General features: G+C 65.4%; 22 protein-coding genes and 1 pseudogene. 16 read left to right on the top strand and 7 right to left on the bottom strand.

What is annotated here, in order from left to right:
- Window positions 1-225: 225 nt before the first annotated feature.
- Window positions 226-792 carry a c-type cytochrome gene (locus AC1DHL_RS24370; RefSeq protein WP_478096660.1) on the top strand — a complete coding sequence of 189 codons (567 nt, stop codon included), beginning with the start codon at window positions 226-228 and terminating at the stop codon, window positions 790-792.
- Window positions 793-849: 57 nt separating this feature from the next.
- Here AC1DHL_RS24370 and AC1DHL_RS24375 read toward each other — a convergent pair whose 3' ends face one another.
- The 6 genes from AC1DHL_RS24375 to AC1DHL_RS24400 form a co-directional block, all read right to left on the bottom strand.
- Complete coding sequence (locus tag AC1DHL_RS24375; protein WP_478163650.1) at window positions 850-2934, bottom strand: phospholipase D-like domain-containing protein; 2085 nt, start codon at window positions 2932-2934, stop codon at window positions 850-852.
- Between the two features lie 132 nt (window positions 2935-3066).
- A complete protein-coding gene (locus AC1DHL_RS24380; protein ID WP_478096657.1) occupies window positions 3067-3633 on the bottom strand; it encodes a hypothetical protein in 567 nt (188 codons plus the stop codon).
- Between the two features lie 19 nt (window positions 3634-3652).
- Window positions 3653-4384, bottom strand: a complete 732-nt coding sequence (locus AC1DHL_RS24385) for a DUF899 domain-containing protein (protein ID WP_478096655.1) — start codon at window positions 4382-4384, stop codon at window positions 3653-3655.
- A 16-nt stretch (window positions 4385-4400) separates the two neighbouring features.
- Window positions 4401-5081, bottom strand: coding sequence for a Vgb family protein (locus AC1DHL_RS24390; RefSeq protein ID WP_478163651.1), 681 nt, complete (start codon window positions 5079-5081; stop codon window positions 4401-4403).
- Window positions 5082-5127: 46 nt separating this feature from the next.
- The gene (locus AC1DHL_RS24395) at window positions 5128-6348 is read right to left on the bottom strand and encodes a helix-turn-helix domain-containing protein (protein ID WP_478096651.1); all 1221 of its coding nucleotides are present in this window, start codon (window positions 6346-6348) and stop codon (window positions 5128-5130) included.
- Window positions 6336-6533 (bottom strand): hypothetical protein, encoded by a 198-nt coding sequence (locus tag AC1DHL_RS24400; protein WP_478163652.1) that lies wholly within the window; start codon window positions 6531-6533, stop codon window positions 6336-6338. Before AC1DHL_RS24400 ends, AC1DHL_RS24395 begins: the two co-directional genes overlap by 13 nt.
- A gap of 89 nt (window positions 6534-6622) precedes the next feature.
- Between AC1DHL_RS24400 and AC1DHL_RS24405 the strand changes: the two genes are divergently transcribed.
- The 4 genes from AC1DHL_RS24405 (at window position 6623) to AC1DHL_RS24420 (ending at window position 10677) form a co-directional block, all read left to right on the top strand.
- Complete coding sequence (locus AC1DHL_RS24405; RefSeq protein WP_478163653.1) at window positions 6623-7510, top strand: ion transporter; 888 nt, start codon at window positions 6623-6625, stop codon at window positions 7508-7510.
- A gap of 126 nt (window positions 7511-7636) precedes the next feature.
- The gene (locus AC1DHL_RS24410) at window positions 7637-8539 is read left to right on the top strand and encodes an aspartyl/asparaginyl beta-hydroxylase domain-containing protein (protein WP_478163654.1); all 903 of its coding nucleotides are present in this window, start codon (window positions 7637-7639) and stop codon (window positions 8537-8539) included.
- Window positions 8540-8725: 186 nt separating this feature from the next.
- Window positions 8726-9145 (top strand): tripartite tricarboxylate transporter TctB family protein, encoded by a 420-nt coding sequence (locus AC1DHL_RS24415; RefSeq protein ID WP_478163655.1) that lies wholly within the window; start codon window positions 8726-8728, stop codon window positions 9143-9145.
- Entirely contained in the window at window positions 9145-10677 is a 1533-nt protein-coding gene (locus AC1DHL_RS24420; protein WP_478163656.1) for a tripartite tricarboxylate transporter permease, read from the top strand. Before AC1DHL_RS24415 ends, AC1DHL_RS24420 begins: the two co-directional genes overlap by 1 nt.
- Before the next feature lie 65 nt (window positions 10678-10742).
- On the opposite strand, the gene AC1DHL_RS24425 is transcribed toward AC1DHL_RS24420, so the two are convergent.
- Window positions 10743-11648, bottom strand: coding sequence for a LysR family transcriptional regulator (locus tag AC1DHL_RS24425; RefSeq protein ID WP_478096640.1), 906 nt, complete (start codon window positions 11646-11648; stop codon window positions 10743-10745).
- Window positions 11649-11805: 157 nt separating this feature from the next.
- Between AC1DHL_RS24425 and AC1DHL_RS24430 the strand changes: the two genes are divergently transcribed.
- The 11 genes and pseudogenes from AC1DHL_RS24430 to AC1DHL_RS24480 form a co-directional block, all read left to right on the top strand.
- Complete coding sequence (locus tag AC1DHL_RS24430) at window positions 11806-12705, top strand: sterol desaturase family protein (protein WP_478163668.1); 900 nt, start codon at window positions 11806-11808, stop codon at window positions 12703-12705.
- A 114-nt stretch (window positions 12706-12819) separates the two neighbouring features.
- Entirely contained in the window at window positions 12820-13281 is a 462-nt protein-coding gene (locus tag AC1DHL_RS24435; RefSeq protein ID WP_478096638.1) for a DUF4262 domain-containing protein, read from the top strand.
- A gap of 108 nt (window positions 13282-13389) precedes the next feature.
- A complete protein-coding gene (locus tag AC1DHL_RS24440; RefSeq protein ID WP_478163657.1) occupies window positions 13390-14424 on the top strand; it encodes a LacI family DNA-binding transcriptional regulator in 1035 nt (344 codons plus the stop codon).
- Window positions 14425-14467: 43 nt separating this feature from the next.
- Window positions 14468-16069: an FAD-dependent oxidoreductase gene (locus tag AC1DHL_RS24445; RefSeq protein WP_478163658.1), complete on the top strand. Its 1602-nt coding sequence runs from the start codon at window positions 14468-14470 to the stop codon at window positions 16067-16069.
- A gap of 24 nt (window positions 16070-16093) precedes the next feature.
- Entirely contained in the window at window positions 16094-17362 is a 1269-nt protein-coding gene (locus AC1DHL_RS24450) for an ABC transporter substrate-binding protein (RefSeq protein ID WP_478163659.1), read from the top strand.
- An 18-nt stretch (window positions 17363-17380) separates the two neighbouring features.
- Window positions 17381-18316, top strand: coding sequence for a carbohydrate ABC transporter permease (locus tag AC1DHL_RS24455; protein ID WP_478163660.1), 936 nt, complete (start codon window positions 17381-17383; stop codon window positions 18314-18316).
- A complete protein-coding gene (locus AC1DHL_RS24460) occupies window positions 18306-19148 on the top strand; it encodes a carbohydrate ABC transporter permease (protein WP_478163661.1) in 843 nt (280 codons plus the stop codon). Before AC1DHL_RS24455 ends, AC1DHL_RS24460 begins: the two co-directional genes overlap by 11 nt.
- Before the next feature lie 23 nt (window positions 19149-19171).
- Complete coding sequence (locus tag AC1DHL_RS24465; protein WP_478163662.1) at window positions 19172-20254, top strand: ABC transporter ATP-binding protein; 1083 nt, start codon at window positions 19172-19174, stop codon at window positions 20252-20254.
- 183 nt (window positions 20255-20437) lie between these two features.
- Complete coding sequence (locus AC1DHL_RS24470; RefSeq protein WP_478163663.1) at window positions 20438-21592, top strand: acyl-CoA dehydrogenase family protein; 1155 nt, start codon at window positions 20438-20440, stop codon at window positions 21590-21592.
- Between the two features lie 8 nt (window positions 21593-21600).
- Window positions 21601-22791 (top strand): CaiB/BaiF CoA transferase family protein, encoded by a 1191-nt coding sequence (locus AC1DHL_RS24475; RefSeq protein WP_478163664.1) that lies wholly within the window; start codon window positions 21601-21603, stop codon window positions 22789-22791.
- 37 nt (window positions 22792-22828) lie between these two features.
- A pseudogene (locus tag AC1DHL_RS24480) lies at window positions 22829-22977 on the top strand (electron transfer flavoprotein subunit beta/FixA family protein); the annotation flags it as partial.

Genomic DNA, 22977 nt, shown 5'->3' on the forward strand with positions numbered 1-22977 from the left:
TGGAGCAACCGATGGTTTCGCCGGAGCGTGCTCGGACTCGTTGCGCTGACCGCGGTGGCGCTGCTCGTGGGCTTCGTGTGGCTGCCGTCGAGGCACGGCGACTTCACCGCCAGGAGCGTCTGGGACAGCATCTGCCGGGCGGCAGGCGTGCCCAGTGAATGGACCGCCGCGAAGGAGTGGCCGAAGCCGGGCGCCGGCACGACCAACGTCATACTGACCAACGCCATGGGGCGCTCCGGTGCGGGCGACGCAACCGGCCGCGGCGCCACCATTGCCATCCAGCAATGCAGCATGTGCCATGGCGCGCAGGGCATGAGCGATGGTGGCTCGCCCAACCTCGCCGGACAGTATCCGGAGGTCATCATCAAGCAGTTGCATGACTACAAGCTCGGCAACCGGACCAGCGCATTCATGCAGACCATTGCCAACAGACTGTCGGAGCGCGACATCCAGGATGTCGCCGCGTACTACGACTCGCTGCCCAAGGCGCGCGCGGCGCCGGTGCATGCCGATGAACCGGGCGCACCGGCGCTGGTGCGCGTGGGCGATCCGCTGCGAAACATCGTGCCGTGCGTGGCGTGCCATGGCGGCATCGACCACAAGCTGGGCGCGCCGTGGCTGGAAGGGATGCCGAAGGAGTACCTGTTGAAGGAGCTGAAGGCTTTTGCGTCGGGCGATCGCCGCAACGACAGCTTCGGCCAGATGCGCAACATGGTGCGGCCCTTGACGGCACAAGAACTCGACAGCGTCGCGGAGTTCTATGCGCGTCGCGAGCCCGCGCGCGAACGCTGAATATCGCCAAGACTGGAGCCAGAACCGTCGCACGGCCATGAAGCCCGGCCAGCGTCCTCATGAATTGAGAAAGTACTCCGCGCTCGAAGGCGGCCGCGCAGCCTGGATCCATCTCGATTGCCATTTGGCAGTCGGATCGAGAAACCCACCGACCTCGACCGGCGGCGGCTTTCCGGTGGCGATCAGCGACTTTCTCAATTTGTCCGCCAGCTTTGCACGCATGACGTAGTGGTCGTAGACATCCAGTACGTGGATCGCATAGGAAATCGCCAGCGCCTGATTGCCACGAATGATCAAGAGGTTCTCGTCGTTCTGGTACGACGCCTTGTAGCCAAGGTTGTGGCTGCCGGTGATCACCGTGCAGGCCACCGGGTCCAGCGGGTCGATGACGATGATCTTGTCGTGAATGATCGCGTGTCCGGCGCTCAAAAGCTCCGGCTCCAGGTCTCCCGTCTGCGCCGTGACCGCCGCGGCACGGACCATCGCGATTCGCCCATCCTGGCCCGCAGGCCACCAGATGGCCGGCGCCGGCAGCTTTGCCGTCGAGCCGTCCGGCTTCTTGTAGGTTGTCGGTTCGCCGGCGATCGATGGCGGCGGCAACGCACTGGGGTCGCTGATCGCGCCCTGCACGAGCAGGCCCGCTCGTTGAGCGGCAAGGGCCGCTGCCTCGCCGATGATGTTCTGTTCGCCTTTCACCCCGGGGAGGAAGGTCAGGAACAGGATCGCGCTGTTGGCATGCTCCATGAGCGTGTAGACCCGGCCGAGATCGACAGGCGTCGGCGAACTCGAGCTCTTGGTCTTCGTTTTCGTGTTCGGCGAGAACATCACCTCGATCGTCGTGCTGCCGTCGGCCAGCGTCACGGGTGCGATCGGCTTTGCGTTCGCGGTGCGGAGGTCCACGCCCTGCACACCGCTGTTCGGGGCGAAGCCGTCGATCTTCTTGTTGCCGTTCACCGGCACGCTGACGGCTTGCCCTGCCGGTTGCGGATCGTCGAGCAGGCGCTTCCAATAGTCCAGGTAGATCGCGGCCAACTGAGGGTCCTCCACCAGGATCGCATTGTTGGACTGGGTGCAGAGGCCGGTTTCCGTCCAGTTCGTGCTGCCGGTCAGCACCGCCAGCGCAACGCCGCCCTTCACGTAGATGGCGAATTTGTTGTGGCCGATGTGCGACTGGTTGTTGAAGAGCCGGTCCTGCACATTGACGGCGGAGGCAGCGTGCAGGCCCACGCGGGCATCATGGTTCTCGGTATCCCAGACCATCGGCTTCTTCGGCACCGGTGGATTCTTCTTCGGATTGGGATCCGTCGAGCCCGCAGTCGACAAGATGACATGCGCCTGTCCGGACTTCACCAGCTTGGTCAGGCGGCCGATCAGTTCGGGGTCGTGCAATTCGTACAGCGCCAGATACAGCTCGCCCCCGTCGCGCTCGGCCCGATCAAGCAACTCGAGCAGGAAAGAGAGCACGTCGGCCGTCAGGAACTCCCGGATCGGATCGCCCTCGACCGGGATGTGTTTCTTGAGCGTGGACAGCAACCCGGGTGTCACCCCGGTCGTCGGACCCGGTGCGACACCGGCCGGTTTGGTTCCCTGCACGGATTCCAACTGCTGGAGCAGGTTCTGCGTGGACAGGATGCCGTTGGTGTAGGTTGCGCGAACCGACGCGCCCGCGGCGTGCGTGACGTCGATGGACGCAGTCGAGAAGGCGTTGTCGAGGATGAAGAGCTGCCTCGGATTGCCTTGGTAGCGAGGCTTTCCATTGGCATCCAGATAGATCGCCGTCGCGGAAGGCGGCACAGGTGGCCTGCCCGGAGCTGGGAGGCCCACGGGAACGATCTCGTAGTGGACCTTGAAGTCGATCGGACGCACCGTGGCCGTGTTTCGCGAGCGGCGCAGCGTGAGGTCGCGCCATTCATATTGCTGAATCGGCCAAACCGAGCTGTCCTGGTCGAGCCAGTCGGGATTCGACTGGTCCCTGAAGGCGATCCAGGTGGGCAGGATGCGCCGTTGGCCGGCGTCAGGCCCGGTCTCGTGGACCCGCGTGATCATGAAGCCGAGGCATTCCGCAATGGGCGCGTCGGCCTCCCATGCCAGATAGGCAATCTCGCCGTTGCACCAGGCACCGGCCTTGATGATCTTTCCCATGGCTTTTCCTCCGGATGGTGGATGGGGAGGACTTGCGCCGCACCGATCCCCGTTGCCTCGAAACCCTTGGGTGCGAGTTTGTACCGGGTCACGGCTGCTCTGATCATCAATTTTGAGGATGCATCTCCGTGCTCAGGGTCGGCATCGGCGCCGTAGCCGAAGGCCGACTTCAAATCCACGGCAAGCCCCGGCAGCAATCAGGCCGGTGACGGCGAGCGTCGCCGCGGTGTGAATGCCGACCGCGGCAAACGCCAGCATCAGCGAGCCCGATGCGGTGATCTCGCGCGCCGACGTGTCTCCCATGCAGATCGGGATCAGCGCCGGTACCAGCATCAATCCGGCGCCATGCGCGGTGGCCATCAAGAACGACCAGAGCGCCAAGCCGGCATGACCAGCCGGCGCGCGCGCCATCTTGGGCGTATGGCCGGTCAGGCGAACGATCGCACCGACGACAAGCAGCCCGGCCGCGACGGCTTGCAACACGCCCCGATTCATCGACAGGCCGAACGCCACCGCGGCAGCCACGAGCGCGATCGACGTGACGTGCCCGATCGCGATCGGCACCAGCGCCCGCAACGCCTGCACCCTGTCGCCTGAACGCACGCCCCAGGCGGCGGCAAACATCCAGCCGGTGGTGGGGTTCAGCCCATGGAGGGCGCCGACGCCCGCGACCACCAGCCACGGCCAGAGGTTTGCCATGACGCGTGCTCGATGATGTTCAGGCCGCGGCGGCGACGGGCGCAGGCTCGTAGCGATCGTGATGGCGCACCCAAGCCATGCCGTGCCCTGCTTGCTCGTCGCGGCCCTTGGGCGTGAGGTCCAGCATGTTGTAGGTGCCCATCATCACCTCCACGCCGCGACCGTAGGTCGAGTAGGTGTGGAAGACTTCACCCGCATCGTCCTTGTAGAAAACGCTGACGCCAGGCGCTTCCTCGCTCGGGAAGGCGCGCATGCTGAAGTTGTAGTTCACGTCGCCCTTGGCGCGCTCTTCGGGCGTAAAGCTGACGCCGAAGTCGTAGTTGAAATCGCTTCCGTTCGATGACACCCACTTGAACTGCCACCCCATGCGCTGGCGAAAGCGCTCGATCTCGGCGAGCGGTGCGCGCGAGACGACCAGCACCGTGACGTCACGGTGTTCGAGGTGGACCTGCATCCCGCCGATGTGATCGGCCATGTAGGAGCAACTCGGGCAGCCTTGCGCCCAACCCGGGCCCAACATGAAGTGCTGCACCAGAAGCTGGCGGCGTCCCTCGAAAAGATCCGCGAGGCTGCGCCGACCCTCGGGGGCCTCGAAAACGTAGTCCTTGTCGATGTGCGCCCATGGCAGCGCGCGGCGCTCGCTGGCGATCTGGTCGCGCAGGCGCGTCAGCTCTTTTTCGCGGGCCAGGAGTGCCTTGCGCTCGGCAATCCATTGCGCCTTCGGCACGACGGGATGATTCAGTGTGTTCATGATGTGCTCCTTGCAGTCACGACGGGTGGTCGGTTTTCGGGCGCCGCACGACGCGGATCTTTCCGCTCGATCCGCCGCCGCAATAGAAGAGATCCGCCCCGTCGGATTCGAGCCCGCTGACACCAGTGCCGCTCGGCATCTCCAGCCGCTCGAGCACGGTGCCGTTCGCCGGGTCGATCCGGCGAAGCTCGCTCTGCTCCCCTTCCCAGGTCGCGTGCCACAGCTCGCCGTCCACCCAGGTCACGCCGGTGACGAAGCGGTTGGATTCGATGGTGCGCCTGACCTTGCCGGTCTCGGGATCGATCTGGTGGATCTTGCGATCGCGGTACTCCCCGACCCACAGGCTGCCCTCGGCCCAGGTGAGCCCCGAGTCGTATCCGTGGCCGGGCGCCGGGATCGACGACATCACCTTGCCCGTGGCCGGATCGATCTTGTCGATGCGCTCCTCGGCGATCTGATAGAGGTACGTGCCGTCGAAGGCGGTGCCGGCGTCGCAGGCGCGGTCGAGCGTTTGCGTGGTCTCGCCGCTCTCGGGGTCGAAGGCGACGAGCCTGGTGCCGGTGGCGGCCCAGATGTGGTGGCCGTCGTGCGTCACGCCGGCGACCTTGCTGACGCCCTCGAAGGGGCCGTATTCGCGCACGATCTCGGCCGCACGCACCGTGGTGTGAGGCCTGCTTCTGCTTGTCTTGCCGGTCATGTCGAGTTCCTTGTGATGCGCCGGGGCCCGGCGCGACAAGGCAACTCTATTCAATCGAGAGCGCGGCGGGGAGTAACAAGATCGTCGTGAATCCTGCGAGCGGCGGCGACAGCCAGCGACGCGCCCTCGCCTGCCCGATCGAACGCACCCTGCCGGCGGCTTCGAGATCGGCCAGGGCGCGCTGGACGGTGCGTTGACTGGCTCCCAGGGCCAGCGCCAGCGCCGAGGTCGACCAGGCTGCGCCGTCGGAGAGCAATGCCACCACCGACCCCTGGTCGCCATCGATCGGCGGCGCCAGGACGACGACGGCGCGCTCGCCGCGCGGCCGGAGCGCGAAACCCCGCGCGGTGGCCTCGACAAGCGCCAATTCCGTGACATGCGCGCGCAGGCGACCGACCTCGACCCGCAGGCGCGCCCGATGCGTCTCGTTGGCGTGGTGGGTGCGGAAAGCGCAGGCGATCAGCGTTTCCCGATCGACATCGCCGGGCCATGCCGCGGCGAGCGTACGCGCCAATGAGAACAGCACGGGCCGGCGCGCCAGCGGCCGCCACGCGTCGCCGACCTGCAGACCGCGACGGCAGGCATCGACAACCAATGCGTCCGAGGCCAGCAGCGCCGCAACCTCGTCGAGGCGCAACGCCTGCTCGCCGTCGACGGAAAGTCGCCGGGCCGCGGGCCGATCGAGCGCGGCCCGGGCTTCCGCCACCTCGGCCAGCAGCGCCGGCACGCCCGCGCGAGAGGCCGCCTCCTGCGCACGGGCGAGCGCCGCACGCGCCGCGCCGATGCGCAGCGAGCGCAGCGACAGTTCCGCCGCAGTCAGTTCGGCCACCGCCGCCAGCGACGGTGCCAGGCCACGCGCATCGAGCCGCGCCAGCGCCGCCGCGGCTTCCTCGAGGCGACCGAGCAGCAGGAGCCGTCGCGTCGCAATCAGCCGCGCCTGCACGGCATTCACGTGATCGGCATGCGCCTCGAGCGTCGCGGCCGCCGCAGCCAGCGATCGCGTCGAGCCGCCCAGATCGCGCATCGCCAGCGCCACTTCGGCCTCGGCGACGACGCAACGCGCACGCGCCAGGACTTCGTGGCTGCCGAAGGCGCGCGCGGCGCGGCGCAACAACTCGCGGGCGCGCGGATGCTCGCCGAGCTGGGCCATGGCGATGCCGCGCAAGGCCAACGCCGGCGGATCGTCGCGCAGCGCGATCCGCTTGAGCGCACCGAGTGCATCGCCGGCGGCAAGGGCGCGCCCGGAAGCGGCGATCAGGGAGTCCATGCCTGGGATGGGGCAGCGTCGTTGGTGACGCTGTCGGTCACCAGTCCCACGCTGGCCGCGATGTCGGCGAGCGTCGCGCCCTTCACGCCCTGCTCGTTGAACCGCGAGGCGGCCGCGCTCAGGATGGCGTCGCGTTTTTCCTGGAAGCGTGCGGTCTGCGTTTCGCGTGGGGTCTCGACGGGCATCGTGTGGGAACAAAAGAGCGGGCGCACCAATTATGCAGACGGCAGGCCGCGCGACCATTTCGGCGAGCGAATGGCATACGATTCCGGCGATGGCAACACAACCCTCCCCGCCGGTCTCGGATTCAAAGTTCGGACGGCCCGATCATGGGTGGAGACTGACCGCCTACACCATCATTTTCGAAGCCGATACGCGCGCTGGACGTCGATTCGACCTGGCGCTCATCGCCGTGATCCTGGCCAGCGTTGCCGTGGTCATGCTCGACAGCGTCGCTTCGATCCACGCCAAGCACGAGACCTTGCTCGACGTCCTCGAATGGACCTTCACCATTGCGCTCACGATCGAATACGTGGCCCGGCTTGTCTGCGTACGGCGCCCCTTGCGCTACGCGAGAAGCGTGTTCGGCATCATCGATCTGCTGGCGCTGTTGCCCTCCTACATCGCGGTCTTCGTGCCCGGCGCGAATGCGCTGATCGATGTTCGGCTGTTGCGGCTGCTGCGCATCTTCCGGATCCTCAAGCTCACCGAGTACGTCGCGGAATTCGGCGCCCTCGGGCACGCGCTTGCTTCGTCGAGGCGGAAGATCCTCGTCTTCATGGCCTTCGTGATGCTGGTCGTTGTGATCATGGGGACGCTCATGTACCTCGTGGAAGGACCCGAGAACGGCTTCACCAGCATCCCGACTGGCGTGTACTGGGCCATCACCACATTGACCACCGTCGGCTTCGGCGACATCGCACCCCATACGGACATCGGTCGCTTTATCGCTTCCATGATGATGCTGCTGGGCTGGGGCACGCTTGCCGTACCGACCGGCATCGTGAGTGCGGAACTCACCTCGCAACGACTGCGTCACGAACCCACCACACGCACGTGTCACGAATGCCTGAGCGAAGGCCACGCGCCTGATGCCAAGTTCTGCAGCGACTGCGGCGCCGAGTTGCCCCCGTGGCAGCGTCACTCCCCCAAGGCTGAATGAGTCGAGCGTGCTGGTAAGCGCCACAGCGCACGTCGGATTTTCCCTACACCAACGCAGCAGCTAAAGGACTATCTTCCGATACCAAATCGGGCAAGGGAGTGTGCTGCCGGAGATTGGGAAGAGAAGATGCTCAAAGCAATTGCGGTGGGCTTTTTTTTGGCGTCGATCATCTACGTGCACCTGCGCGGAAAAGAGCGTCACCGCTTCCGCAAGCAGTTGTTCGATCATTCCGCTTTCCTGGCCCCGCTCAATGTGATGCTCTACACGCTGTCCCGCGTGCCGACGACGCCCTACGTCAGCGTGGATCAATTCGAGGGACTGCGCGAGCTGGAGACCGAATGGGAGACGATCCGCGGTGAGGCCGAGGCCTTGGCGGCCCTTCGCCGCATCAAGGCTTCGGAGAAGAACGACGACGCGGGTTTCAACTCGTTCTTCAAGCATGGCTGGAAGCGCTTCTACCTCAAGTGGTATGAGGAATCGCCGCGCTCCGCCGCGCGGTATTGCCCCCGCACCGTCGAGTTGCTGCAGCGCGTGCCCCGCATCAAGGGCGCGCTTTTCGCAGAGCTTCCGCCCGGCGCCGAACTCAAGCGCCATCGCGACCCCTACGCGGGCTCGCTGCGATATCACCTGGGACTGTCCACGCCGAATGACGACCGTTGCCGGATATGGGTCGATGGCGAACCCTACAGCTGGCGTGACGGCGCCTCCGTCGTCTTCGACGAGACTTTCATTCACTGGGTGCGCAACGACACCGACCGCACACGGCTGATCCTGCTGTGCGACCTGGAGCGACCCTTGCGCTTCCGTTGGGCCGAGGCGATCAACCGCGCCTTCGCCCGCTACGTGATGACTGCGGCGGCATCGCCCAATGATGTCGGCGACCGCACCGGCCTGATCAGCAGAATGTTCCGCATCTCGCTCGTCACCGGCCGGTGGCGGCGCCGCTTCAAGGCCTGGAACCCCACCGTCTACAAGTTCACGCGCTATGCGTTGATCGTGCTCGTGGCTGCCGTCCTGGTTCAGTGGTGACCTTCGACGCAAGGATGCGACGACGGCCTGATTGACGTCAAATCGACGAGACACATTCGAGTCTCGTCGAATGTCTCTCTGTTGATTCCCGGTACGTAATTCCCCTCACGCGTCCGTCAGATTCCGATCAGGAACAGGAAATGACCATGGGCGCCCGCTCTTGTGGAATCCGGAGGAATTCAGCGTATGAACCGAAATCTTGTCAGAGGTCTATTCCTCATGGCGATCTCACTCGCCTTCGGCCTTCAGGCGCTGCGTTACCCGATCGGGGATTTCAGTCGCGCGGGACCGGGATTGTTTCCCGCGCTGGTGAGTTCACTCTTGTTGCTGATCGGCGTGATCACCGTGATTCGATCGTTCTACGTCGAGCGCGTGCAACTGAACCTCAACTTCAAGAACATCGCCATCATCCTGGCGAGTCTCTGTGGCCTGGCACTGATTTCCACCTACGTGAACATGATCGTGGGGATCATCTTCATGGTGTTCTTCTCCACCTTGGCCGGCACTTCCTACTCGTGGGTGCGCAACGTCAAGATTTCCGCCGCCTTGGTCGCGATGGCTCTGGTCCTTCAAAAATTCCTCGGCTTGAACCTGCCGCTCTATTGATGGACGTCCTCAACAACCTGGCGTTCGGCTTTTCACACGCCCTGACCCTGCAGAACCTGCTGTTCTGCGCCATCGGCTGCACGGTGGGCACCCTGGTCGGCCTGCTGCCCGGCCTGGGCCCACTGGCCACCATCAGCCTGCTGCTGCCGCTGACCTACTCCATCCCCACCACGGGTGCGCTGATCATGCTGGCGGGCATCTATTACGGCGCGCAGTACGGCGACAGCGTGAGCGCCATCACGATGAAGATCCCGCACGCCAGCAGCATCGTCGCGTGCATCGACGGCTACCAGATGACGCTCAAGGGCAAGACGGGCCTTGCGCTGTTCACCGCAGGCGTCTCCAGCTTCATCGGCGGCTCGGTCGCCATCCTGGTGCTGGCGTTCCTGGCGCCCATGCTGGGTGAAGTGGCCTTCCTCTTCGGTCCGGCGGACTACTGCGCCATGATGATGGTGGGCTTCGTGTGCGTGAGTTTCGTCACCACGGGCAGCCTGCTCAACGGCCTGGCCATGTGCATGATCGGTGTGCTGCTCGGCACGGTCGGCACCGACGTGAACAGCGGGCTCGCGCGCTTCACGCTGGACCTGCCCTTCCTGATCGACGGCGTCGGCATCGTGAGCATCGCGCTGGGCTGCTTCGGCATCGCCGAGATCACGAAGAACCTTGATTCCCGTGAGGAACGCTCGCCCTTCAACGGCAAGATCCACCTGATCCCGACGTGGGCGGAGTTCAAGCGGATCATCCCGAGCGCCCTGCGCGGCAGCGTCGTAGGCTCGTTCCTGGGGATCCTGCCCGGCGGCGGTCCCACGATTGCGCAGTTCGCGGCGTACGCCATCGACAAGAAGGTCAGCAAGTACAAGCACGAGATCGGCACAGGCTGCATCGAAGGCGTGGCCGGCCAGGCCGCGGCCGACGAGGCGGCAGCGCGCACCAGCTTCATCCCGCTGATGAGCATCGGCATCCCGGAGAACGCCGTGATGGCATTGATGCTGGCGGCCTTCATCATCAAGGGCATCCAGCCGGGGCCGAACATGATTGCCAGCCACCCCGAGCTCTTCTGGGGCCTGGTGGCCAGCATGTGGATCGGCAATGTCTTCCTGCTGGTGCTGAACGTGCCACTGGTGCGCTATTGGCTCTCGGTGTTCAAGATCCCATACAGCGTGCTGTTCCCGTCGATCCTCTTCTTCTGCTGCGTCGGCACCTACAGTGTGAACAACAGCCTGGAGGACATCTACATCACGGCTGCGTTCGGCCTCATGGGCTACATGTTCATGCGGCTGGAGCTGGACGCCGCTCCGCTGATGCTGGGCTTCATCCTGGGCCCCATGCTGGAAGAGAACTTCCGCCGCGCATTGCTGCTGAGCCGTGGGAGTTTCACCACGTTCTTCACGCGGCCCATCAGTGGCACGCTGATGGCGCTCATTGCATTTTTCATCGGCTGGCAGGTGGTCTCGTTCGTCTTGCAGGTACGCAAGAAGAATGCGCTTCGACGGATGGTCGCCTCGCCTCCCGTGACGACGGCCGATGCTTGATACCGATGCGGAGCTCGACGACATGCTCTCCCGCCTGATCGTTGGCACCGGGCGCCGGGCCCGCCTCAAGGTGCAACTGCCTCCACGCTCGGCAACCGGCTGATGATGAGTTCGGCCATCGGCGACGGTGTGCGACCGCGCAGGGTGACGATGCCCATTTCCGTTGACAAAGGTGGCAGCCCGGTCACTTTCACCGGGTGAAGCTTGCCGGCCGCGACCTCCTTTGTCACGGAGGCATGCGTCGCAGCCAGGACCGAGTCACAGGCGAGCGCGACGTCCTTCAGCACCTCGACGTCGTCGCATTCGAGGGCCAGGGAGATTTCCGCCGACGACTCAAGGCCGAGAAGGCGACAGAGCGCCGCGCGCACGTCGACAGGCAACCGCACGGAGAGGACGCCATGCGTCCAGACCTGCTTCAGCGTGACGGAGCCGCCCTCCGTCAGAGGATGGCCGGCACGCACATAGAAGCCCCCCGGATCGCTGCGCAGCGGCCGGATATGCAGGTTGGGGTCCGAAGGGAGGTCCCTGTGGTCGGCAATGAAGAACTCGATGTCTTCCTCGAGCAGGCGCTTCAGCAGCAGTTGCCAGTTGCTGATCTCGACGCGCAGGTTGATGCCGGGAAACTCGCGCCGCATCGCGGCCAGCAGCGGCTTCAGGAAGGTGGCTGCGGGAAACGGACCCGCGCCGAACGCCGTGTCGCCCAGGCCGCGGCTGCGGTAGAGCTCGACGTCGCGTTCCAGGCAACGGCTGTTGAACACCAGTTGCCGGGCCCGCGCGACGACGAACTCACCCGCGGGCGTCGGCACCACCTCCAGCGTTCCGCGGTCGAACAACTGCAGTCCCAGCTCGGCTTCCGCCGCCTGGATGCTGCGGGTGAGCGCCGGTTGGCTGAGGTGCACCTGTTCGGCGGCACGGATGAAGCTTCGCCGGTCGGCGACCGCGACGATGTGTGCCCAGCGCTTGAGGTCCATGAGCCGCTCCTTCATTGGCAATTGCGTCCACTGCATTCATTCTTGACCAACTATGCATTGGACTCAATCGGAGTTCGCCTGAACAATCGCGCTCATTCCAAGAGCCCCGGCGTTCAGACACAGGACCCGGCCTGCCGATCAAAGCCAAGGAGACAACCTGGTGAATCTCATCCAAAACATCGTGCTCGTCGCGATCATCCTGTTTTTTGCCGTGCTGGAGATCCGCTCCGGCAAGCACGAACGCTTCAATGCCACCAAGGACGACACCAAGCTGGAACTGTTCATGTTCCTGGCGCTGCTGGCGGTGTCGCAGCCCTTCATCTTCGGGGTGACGGGCAAGCTGAGCGAACTGGCCATGCCCGGCCAGCGCGGGGCGTGGGCGCACCTGCCGTGGTGGGCCATGGGCGCGATCCTGCTGGTCGCCGACGACATGACGCAGTACTGGTGGCATCGCATCTCGCACTCGCCGCTGCTGTGGCCGCTGCATCGTGCGCACCACACCGCGCACTACATGAGCATCCGCATCACGTACCGGAACAACTTCTTCTACTACCTGATGATGCCGGGCCTGTGGGCTTCCGGCGTGCTCATCTACCTGGGTTTCGGTGACGCCTACCTCGTCTACATCGTGGTCAAGCTCACGGTGATCCTGGGCGCGCACAGTGCCGTGCCGTGGGATGCGCCGCTGTACCGCACGAAGTGGCTGCACCCCCTCGCCTGGGTGCTCGAACGCACAGTCTCGACGCCGGCCACGCACTGGGCGCACCACGCGCTCACCAACGACGACGGCATCGGCCACTACAAGGGCAACTTCGGCAATCTGCTGTTCATTTGGGACATGATCTTCGGCACGGCCAAGATCACCCGTCGCTACCCGGCCAAGGTCGGTCTGCAGGACGACCTAACCTTCGGCAAGGAGCGTTGGTTCGTGGAGATGTTCTATCCGCTGATCCATTCGCGCCGCGCACACTCGGCCCTGGTGCCCGGCGGCAGGGCGTACGAAGAGACAGCGGCCGACGGGGATGCCAAGGCCGAACTTCACACGGCCACGAGGTAGACGTCAGCGCCATGAAGGCGCACCCACCCGCAGCGATTGGTTGTCAGTGCTTTCGGTGACGCGAGATACTGGCGCCGGACGATTGTTCGGCATTGCTGCGATATGGTGGGATCGATGTTCATCCAACCCGAGGTTGTCGCGACTCTCAAGCGCCGCATCGCGCGGGAAGGCTGGGCCATGGCGGGCGTCGGCACAAGGAACACGGCCGCGACCTTCGTCTACACGGTCGGATTGCAGAAAACCTTCGCGCATCCGGACTTGATCATGTTCGGCGTCGCACCGCCGCAGGCCAAGGGGGTCTTCGACGTCATCGCGGAACGTGTGAAGGCAGGCGAACCCGTGCACGAAGGCGTCATGGTCCTCGGCGCCGCGCGGGTTCCATTGATGCCACGGTCGGCAGACGCTTCCCGCATCGAACTGCTGGTCCCTCCCCAGCTCGCACGCGGTCGCTACAACTACGTGCAGATCGTGTGGCCCGACGGAAAAGAGCGGTTTCCCTGGGAGGCCGGCTTCGACAAGAGGAGGCTTCGCTCCCAGTCGTATCTCTTCGAGGTCGGAGCGATCGAAACCCCCTGAGCCCCAGGAAATTCCTCGGGAAATCCCTCGCCTTTGCCACCTCGATTTTCTTGAAAGTTTTGCTGATAATGCGCATTACCAACTCGGTAATACGCATCAGCAAAGCCCATGCCCGCCGCTCGCCGCATCACCCAGCAAGACATTGCCAAGCTCGCAGGCGTGAGCCAGGCGACGGTGTCCCTGGTGCTCAACGGCGCCGAGAACGCGCTGGCGCGCATTCCGCAGGAAACGCGCGAACGGGTGCAGAAGATCATTCGCGACACCGGCTACGTGCCCGATCCGATCGCCCGCCGCATGGCCAGGGGCTCGAACCGGATCCTGGGCGTGTTCACCTACGAGCCGGCTTTCCCGAACGCCCACGCCGACTTCTTCCTGCCCTTCCTGTTCGGCATCGAGGAGGAGGCGCAGGCGCGCGGCTACGACCTGCTGCTCCTGACCGGCGCAGGCGAAGGCGTCCAGCGAAAGATATTTGCGGAGGAAGGCCGACTGCGCATCGCCGACGGCTGCATCGTGCTGGGCAAGACCTTCGACCGGGCCGAACTCGCGCGGCTGGTGGCGGGCGACTATCCCTTCGTCGCGATCGGCCGGCGCGAGGATGCGGGCGGGCCCGTGCCCTTCGTCGGTGGCGACTACGCGACGGCCACCGGCGCGCTGGTGCGGCAGGCACGCGAACTGGGGCATCGGCGGCTGGCCTATCTCGGGTCGATCGGCCCGGCCGAATCGCCGCTGGATCGCTGGACGGGATTCACAGCCGCGCTCGGCAACGACCTCGAACTGGTCCTTCAATTGCCGGACACGACGGCCGACGACGGCGAGTTGCTCGATGCGTTGCTGGCCAGTGGCGCGACCGCGGCTTTCTGCGTCGAACTGGCCGATGCAGTGCGCCTCGAGCGTGCGGCAAGAGCACGCGGGCTGGGGTTGCCGGCCGATTTCTCAGTCGTGGCGCTGGGCTCGCACGTCCGCACGGAAGGCAGCGACACGCGCTTCGCGTCGTTCGCCATTCCGCGCGAGGAGATGGGTCGCCAAGCCACCGCGATGCTCGTGCGACGCGTGGAAGGCGGCATGACGCAAGCGGTGCAACAAGTGCTGCTGCCCTGCGAGCCGATCCGCGGCGAAACCCTCGGCCCCGCGAAGGCGCGCTGAACCCTGCGAACTCACCCACTGGAACGACACAAGCATGCGAGAAATGAAGACGGACATCCTCGTGGTCGGTGGCGGCTTGGGCGGCGTGGCCGCCGCGCTGGGTGCGCTGGAAGCCGGCCGCACGGTGGTGATGAGCGAGGAGTACGACTGGATCGGCGGGCAACTCACCAGCCAGGCGGTGCCGCCGGACGAGCACAGCTGGGTGGAGCAGTTCGGCGTCACACGCCGCTATCGCACGCTGCGCGACGGCATCCGGCGCTACTACCGCGACCACTACCCGCTCACCGCGGCCAGCCGCGCGTGGGACGAACTCAACCCGGGCGCGGGCTGGGTCAGCCGCATCTGCGCCGAGCCGCGCGTCGGTCTGGCGGTGCTCGAAGCCATGCTGGCGCCCCATCGCGGCGCCGGCCGCCTGACGGTGTTGCAACCCTACCGTCCCATCGCGGCAGACACCCAGGGCGACACGGTGCGCGCGGTGACGCTGCGCCATCGCGACACGGCCGACGAGATCACGGTCGAAGCCGCCTTCGTGATCGACGCGACCGAACTGGGCGACCTCCTGCCACTGACGGGCTGCGAGTACGTGATCGGTTTCGAGAGCCAGCCCGACACGGGTGAACCGAGCGCGCCGACCACGGCGCAGCCGCACAACGTGCAGGCGGTCTCGATCTGCTTCGCGATCGACCACGTCGACGGCGACCACACCATCGACAAGCCGCGCAACTACGACTTCTGGCGTGCGTACCAGCCGCACTTCTGGGGCGGGCCGCTGCTGGGCTTCAAGGCGCCGAATCCGCGCACGCTGGAGATCACCGAGCGCTCCTTCACGCCCAACCCGGATGACGATCCCTTGCTGGTCGATGCCGACCAGCGCAAAAGCGGCGGCGACCAGAACCTGTGGACGTTCAGACGCATCGCCGCGCGGCGCAACTTCACGCCGGGCGCCTACGCCTCGGACATCTGCCTGGTGAACTGGCCCATGATCGACTACATGGAGGGCTCGATCCTCGATGTGTCCGAGGCCGAGAAGGCGCGCCATCTGCAATCGGCGGCCGAGCTGTCGCACTCGGTCTTCTATTGGCTGCAGACCGAGGCGCCGCGCACCGATGGCGGCGCGGGCTTTCCGGGACTGCGGCTTCGCGGCGACGTCACCGGCACTTCGCACGGCCTGGCCATGGCGCCCTATATCCGCGAGGGTCGCCGCATCCTCGGCGTGACGCGCATCGTCGAGCAGCACCTGTCGCATGCCGTGCGCGGCGACCGGGGCGCCGTGCGCTACCGCGACAGCGTGGGCGTGGGCATGTACCGCATCGACCTGCACCCGTCCACGGGCGGCGACAACTACATCGACGTGCCGTCCTGCCCCTTCGAGATTCCGCTCGGCGCCTTGCTGCCGCGCCGCATGACGAACCTGCTGGCCGGCGGCAAGAACATCGCCACCACACACATCACCAATGGCTGCTACCGGCTGCACCCGGTGGAATGGAACGTGGGCGAAGTGGCCGGGATGCTGGCCGCCCATTGCCTCGACCACAACGCCACGCCGCATCAGGTGCAGGCCGACGACGCACGACTCGCCACCTTCCAGGCGCTGCTGGCGCGCGCAGGCGTGGAAACACGCTGGCCCGACGTGCGCGCCTATTGATATCGAGACACCGAGGAGACCACCATGTTCCAACGCAAGAAGTCCGTCACGCTCCGCGCCATTGCCGGCGGCTTGGCCCTGTCGCTGGCCCTGGCCGCCGGCGCGTCGGCCGAGACCCAGCTGCGCATGACCATCTGGAGCGCGAATGAAGCGCACCTCAAGCTCTTCAACGGCATCGCCGAAGGCTTCAAGAAGGAACACCCCGACGTCACGGTCAGCTTCGAGTCGCTGCCCTTCGAGAACTACACCACCGCGCTGACCACGCAGATCGCCGGCGGCAACGCACCGGACATGGCCTGGATCTTCGAAACCAGCGCCTACGACTTCGTCAACTCGGGCGCGCTCGTGCCGCTCACCAAGGCGCTCGCCGCCACGCCGGGCTACAACGTGGCCGAGATCAGCCCGTCCGCCGCCGAGCGCTGGTCCAAGGACGGCGTGCTCTACGCCTATCCCTTCTCGACCTCGCCCTTCGCCGTGTTCGTCAACAACGACCTCATCCGAAAGGCGGGCGCCAAGACCCCGGCGGAACTCATCGCCGCCGGGCAATGGACGTGGCCCAATGCGATTGCGACCGCGCAAGCAGTGGCGCAGTCCGGCAAGGGCGGCCTGGTGGTGCGCGACTTCAACTACCAGGCATGGCAGTACCTGTCCTCGGTCTGGAATGCCTGGGGCGCGGCGCCCTGGAGTGCGGATGGCAAGCGCTGCACCTTCGCCGACAAGCCCATGGTCGATGCCCTGGGTTTCATCCACGACGCGATCTTCGTGAAGAAGGCGATTCCCGGACCGGGCCAGAACGTCGACTTCTTCGCCGGCGACGCCGCGATGACGATCACGCAGATCAGCCGCGCTTCGCTGCTGCCCAAGGACAAGCGCTTCGATTGGGACCTGGTGCCGCTACCCAAGGGTCCGGTGGGTGACTACGCGATCGTCGGCCAGGCCGGCATCGGCGTGCTGAAGGCGGGCAAGGACGCGGCGATGGCGACCGCATTCGTCGGCTACATGACCAACCCGGAGAACTCGGCCAAGCTGGCGCAGTTCTTCCCCTCGGCGCGCAAGTCACTGCTCAACGCCGAGGTGCTCGGCAAGACCAACGCGCTGCTTTCGCCGGCACAACTCGACAAGGTCGTGGTCTCGGGCATCTCGACCGGCAAGGTGATGCCTGCGCACACGGACTTCGCGCGGCTCCAGCAGATGGTGCGCTCCGGCCTCGACGCGGTCTGGCAGCCCCAGGCCGACATCCCGGCGGCGACACGCGCGATCTGCGCCCAGATCGGCCCGCTGCTCGCGCAGTAAGGCGCCGCTGCAAGCGCCATGGCTGGTTCACCAGATCCCGCGCCAGAGTTGCCGCTCGCCACGCCACGGCCGTTCTGGACGATCGCGCGGCGCGACAGCGTAGCGGGCTTGCTGTTCGCCGCGCCGCAACTGGCGGGCACGCTGGTGTTCGTGCTCGTGCCGCTGGTGCTGGTGTTCTGGTATTCGCTGCACGAGTGGAACGTGCTGGCCAACACCTTCAACTACACCGGCGCGCGCAACTACGAACTGTTGCTGAGCGACCCCACCCTGCCCGGCGTGCTGCTGGCCTCGGCGCTGTTCTCGGCCGGGCTGGTGGTCCTGAACATGAGCCTGGCCCTGCTGCTTGCCGTGCTGCTGAACCAGAAGCTTGCGGGCATCACTGTGTTTCGCACGCTGTTCTTCTCGCCAGTGGTGGTCTCGCTGGTCGCCTGGACCATCGTGTGGGGCTTCCTGCTGCAGCACAACGGCGGCATCAACGGCGTGCTCAAGTTGGTGGGCGTCGAAGGGCCGAACTGGCTGCGCGCGCCCGCCACCGCCATGCTCTCGGTGATCGTGGTGCAGGTGTTCAAGAACGTGGGGCTCAACATGGTGCTCTTCCTGGCAGCGCTGCAGGGCGTGCCGCGCGAACTCTACGAGGCTGCACGCATCGACGGGGCGCCGCGCTTCAAGCAGTTCCGCCGCATCACGCTGCCGCTCATCAGCCCGACGATCCTGCTGACGTCCATCATCACGATCGTCGGCTCGTTGCAAGTGTTCGCACAGATCGCAGTGCTGACGCAAGGCGGGCCGGGCGTGTCGACGACGGTGCTGGTGTATTACCTCTACCAGCAGACCTTTCAGTTCCATCGCTTCGGCTATGGCTCGACGCTGGCGATCGTGCTGTTCGCGATCGTTGCGTTGCTGACACTGGCCCAGTGGCAGATGCGCAAGAAGTTCGTCTTCCATGAACAGTGAGATCTCCGCGCGCATGAAGGTCGTGCTGTACGGGCTGCTGTGCGTGCTGCTGATTCCCTTCGTGTTCCCGACCTGGTGGATGCTGACGTCTTCGCTCAAGCCGATCAGCGACATCTTCGTGTTTCCGCCGCAGCTCTTTCCGACGCACCCGGACTGGAGCACCTACAAGCAGGTGTTCACGGTCCAGCCCTTCGCGCAGCAGTACTGGAACTCGGCATGGATCGCGGCGGTGGTGACGGCGGCCACGCTCGCCATCTCGTCAATGGCCGGCTATGCCTTTGCACGCATTCGCTTCCCCGGCGCCAATGCCTTGTTCGTCGTCGTGCTGACCGGCTTGCTGATCCCTTCCGAAGTGACCATCGTTCCGCTGTTCCGGATGTTCCTGAGGCTCGGCTGGGTCAATACGCACTGGCCGCTGGTGCTGATTCCGGTCTTCGGCGCGCCCAGCGTCTTCGCGACCTTCGTGATGCGCCAGTTCTTCATCGCGCTGCCACAGGAACTGGAAGAAGCCGCGCGCGTGGATGGCCTCGGGCGCTTCAAGATCTTCCGCACCATCGCATTGCCACTGGCGCGGCCGGCCCTGGCGTCGGTGGCGATCTTCACCTTCCTCCACAGCTGGAACCTGTACCTGGAGCCGATCGTTTTCCTGTCGACGCCATCCAAGTTCACGCTGCCGCAGGCGCTCACGCAGTACACCGATGCCTACGGCGGGCCGATGTGGAACATCCAGCTTGCCGCGGCCACGCTCACCGCGCTGCCTGTGCTGATCGTCTTCGTGCTGGCGCAGAAGCAGTTCGTCGAAGGACTGGCCCACACGGGGCTCAAAGGCTGAGCTTCCACATCCCAATCTCGTTCATGGCAGAAGTCCTTCTCTCCGGAATCCAGAAACGCTTCGGCGCCGTGCAGGTCATCCACGGGCTGGACCTGCACATCCACGACGGCGAGTTCGTGGCGTTGGTGGGCCCCTCGGGCTGCGGAAAATCGACCTTGCTGCGCATGATCGCCGGGCTGGAGGCCGTCACGCACGGCCGCGTCCGGATCGGCGGGCGCGACGTGACCGACCTCGATCCGAAGGACCGCGACATCGCGATGGTGTTCCAGAACTACGCGCTCTATCCGCACATGACAGTGGCGGCCAACATGGGTTTCTCGCTGGAGCACCGCGGGCGGCCGAAATCGGAGATCGCCGAGCGCGTGCGCTGGGCGGCCGACATCCTGGGGCTGGCGCAGTTGCTCGAGCGCTATCCGCGCCAGCTCTCCGGCGGCCAGCGCCAGCGTGTCGCCATGGGGCGCGCCATCGTGCGCGATCCGCAGGTGTTCCTGTTCGACGAGCCCCTGTCCAACCTGGATGCGAAGCTTCGCATCGTCATGCGCGGCGAGATCAAGGGCCTCCACCAGCGCCTCAAGACGACCACGGTCTATGTCACGCATGACCAGGTCGAAGCGATGACGATGGCGGACCGCATCGTGGTGCTCAATGCGGGTCGGGTCGAGCAGGTCGGCTCGCCGCTCGAACTCTTCGACCGTCCGGCCAATCAGTTCGTGGCGGGCTTCATCGGCTCGCCGGCGATGAACTTCATCCCCGGTCGCTGCACGCCGAAGGGCTTTGCGGCCGCAGGCGCACTGTTGCCCCTCTCATCGGCTGCCACGCTCCTGCACGAGGGACGCGAGGCCGTCTGCGGTATCCGGCCCGAGCACTTCGAGATCCGCGCCGCGGGCGAAGGTACGCCAGCGCAAGTTCTGCTGGTCGAGCCACTGGGTTCCGAGACTCAACTCAGCCTGCGCCTGGGCGATACGCAGGTGATCGCCCTGTTCCATGATCGCCTGGCCCTGGCGCCGGGAGATGTCATGCACCTGCGTCCGAAGACGGGCGCGGTGCATCTGTTCGACGCGGCAAGCGGCATGCGAATGGACGCTGGGTCCGACGCATCGCCGTGATGATGGCATCGCGATCTGCATCGATGCTGTAGTCGTCGCTGTCGCGACGTCAGCCCGCGAACGCGGCGGCCGCGCGCACTTCATCCGTGAAGCCGATTCACAGATGATGTGCAGGCGCAGTTATTTCCATGTCCGGGCGCGAGAAGCACCATTGGCTCCACAGACGCATTCACGGAGACACACATGGAAGAACGCACCGAACTGCAGGAAGCCCTGCTCGACAGCCTGCAACGCGTGGTCGACAAGGAAATCGCACCGCTGGCCCAGGAGATGGACGAGACCGAAACATTTCCGAAGCACCTGATCTCGGTCTTCGGTGAACTGGGCCTCATGCAGGCCAGGGTGCCCGAGGAATACGGCGGCCCGGGACTCGACCTCACGACGACCTGCATGGCCAAGGAACTTGTCGCCAAGGTCTCGATGACCGGCGCCCAGCTCATCAACCAGAACACGATCTCCTTCGTGCTGCCGTTGCTTCATTTCGGCTCCGAGGAGCAGCGCCGCAAATGGCTGCCGCTGGTGGCCAAGGGCGGGGTCGTGAGCTCCGTCGCCATCACCGAGCCGCATGCAGGCTCCGACGTGGGCGCGATGCGGACCAGCGCGGTGCGCGACGGCGACCACTATGTGGTCAACGGCCAGAAGTGTTTCATCACCATGGCGCCGTTGGCCGACTACATCACGCTGTTCGCCAAGACCGGCGACACGGCCAAGCGCGGCGTGGACAACATCAGCTGTTTCATCGTCGACATGAAGTCGCCCGGCATCTCGCTCGGCCAGAGCGAGAAGATGATGGGCCAGCGCGGCACGCCGCATGCCGACATCTATTTCGACAACGTGCGGGTGCCGGTGGAGAACCGCATGGGCGAGGAAGGCAAGGGATTCCTCTCGTGCATGCACATCCTCGACCTGAACCGTCCGACGGTCGCGGCTAGCGCGGTAGGCGTCGCGCAGGGCGCCTTCGACATCGCGGTCGCCTACGCCAGGGAGCGCAAGGCCTTCGGCAAGGCGATCGGCGAATTTCAGGGCCTGCAGTTCATGCTGGCCGACATGCACATCCAGATCGAGGCGGCGCGCGCCCTGCTCTACAAGTGCACGCGTGCGATCGACGCCGGTCGAACCGATCGACTCACGGAGATGGCTTCGATGGTCAAGTGCTTCTGCACCGACACCGCGATGAAGGTCACGACCGACGCTGTGCAGATCCTCGGCGGTCACGGCTACGTACGCGGCAACCATGTCGAACGCATGATGCGTGATGCCAAGGTCTTGCAGATCTACGAGGGCACCAACCAGATCCAGCGGATGGTGATCGCCCGTCGGGCGCTCGGTTTTCGCTGAGCACGTTCATGCCCGCGATTTCTCCGAGCGCCCAGGGTGCACTCTCCGGCGTGCGAGTGCTCGACTTCACCTTCGTCATGTCGGGTCCGTACTGCACGCGGCTGATGGCCGACCTTGGCGCCGACGTCATCAAGATCGAGTCGAAGACCGGCGACCTCACGCGCAGCCGTCCTCCCCTGCGCGAAGGCCGCAGCAGCTATTACGCGTCGCTGAATTGCGGCAAGCGCAGCATCGTGCTCGACCTCAAGAGCCCCGCAGCGCGCGACATCGTCCATGAGTTGGTCAAGGAAGCCGATGTGGTGGTGGAGAACTTCCGACCGGGCGTGATGAAGCGACTGGGCCTCGGCTACGAGACCTTGAGCGAGATCAATCCGCGGCTGGTCTACTGCTCGATCTCGGGCTTCGGCCAGGGCAAGTCCGGCGACGGCAAGGGGGCCTACGCGCCGACGCTGCATGCGCTCTCGGGCTTCGACAGCGCGCTTCGCTCCTACCAGGACGACGCCAGCCGGCCGCCCAACACAGGCATCTTCGTCGCCGACGTGCTGGGAGGCTCGCTCGCCTTCGGCGGCATCCAGGCGGCGCTGGTGCAGCGCCAGCGCACGGGCAAGGGAGACTATGTCGACCTGTCGCTGCTCGACTCGATGATCAGCCTGATGGTGTGCGAGGTGGGCGAAGCCCAGTTCCCCGAGCAGCCGATCCACTTCGTCTACAAGCCGACGCCGGCGAGCGACGGGCACCTGGTGGTGGCGCCCACCACGCAGGACAACTTCATCGCCTTGTGCGAAGCCACGGGCCATCCCGAATGGCTGGACGATCCGCGCTTCGCCACCGGCCGCGGACGCCAGAAGCACTGGGACGAATTCCTGGCCGAACTGGCGAAGTGGGCCACGCAGTACACCGCCGAGGAGTGCGAGCGCATCCTGGACGCACACCACGTGCCTTGTTCGCGCTATCTCGACATCAAGGAGACGATGGCGCTGCCGACGGTGCGCGAGCGCGGAACGATGTGCGAGATGAACGACGGCGCCGGCGCCTTCGTCGTCGCGGGCACGCCTTTTCGGATGACGCATGGCAACGCGGGCCCCCGCGCGCACATTCCTGCGCTCGGCGCCGACGGCCCGGCCATCCTCGAACAACTGCTGCACCGGGACGCCGCAGGCATCGCCCGGCTGAAAGAAGCGGGCGTACTGGGGGGCTGATGCCTTCCAACATTTCAGTACAACAGAGGCAACAACCATGAAGATTCTGGTCCCCGTCAAGCGGGTCGTCGACTACAACGTCAAGGTTCGCGTCAAGAGCGACGGCACGGGCGTTGACATCGCCAACGTCAAGATGAGCATGAACCCCTTCGACGAGATCGCCGTCGAAGAGGCTGTGCGGTTGAA

Source organism: Variovorax sp. 10L426, assembly GCF_056395305.1.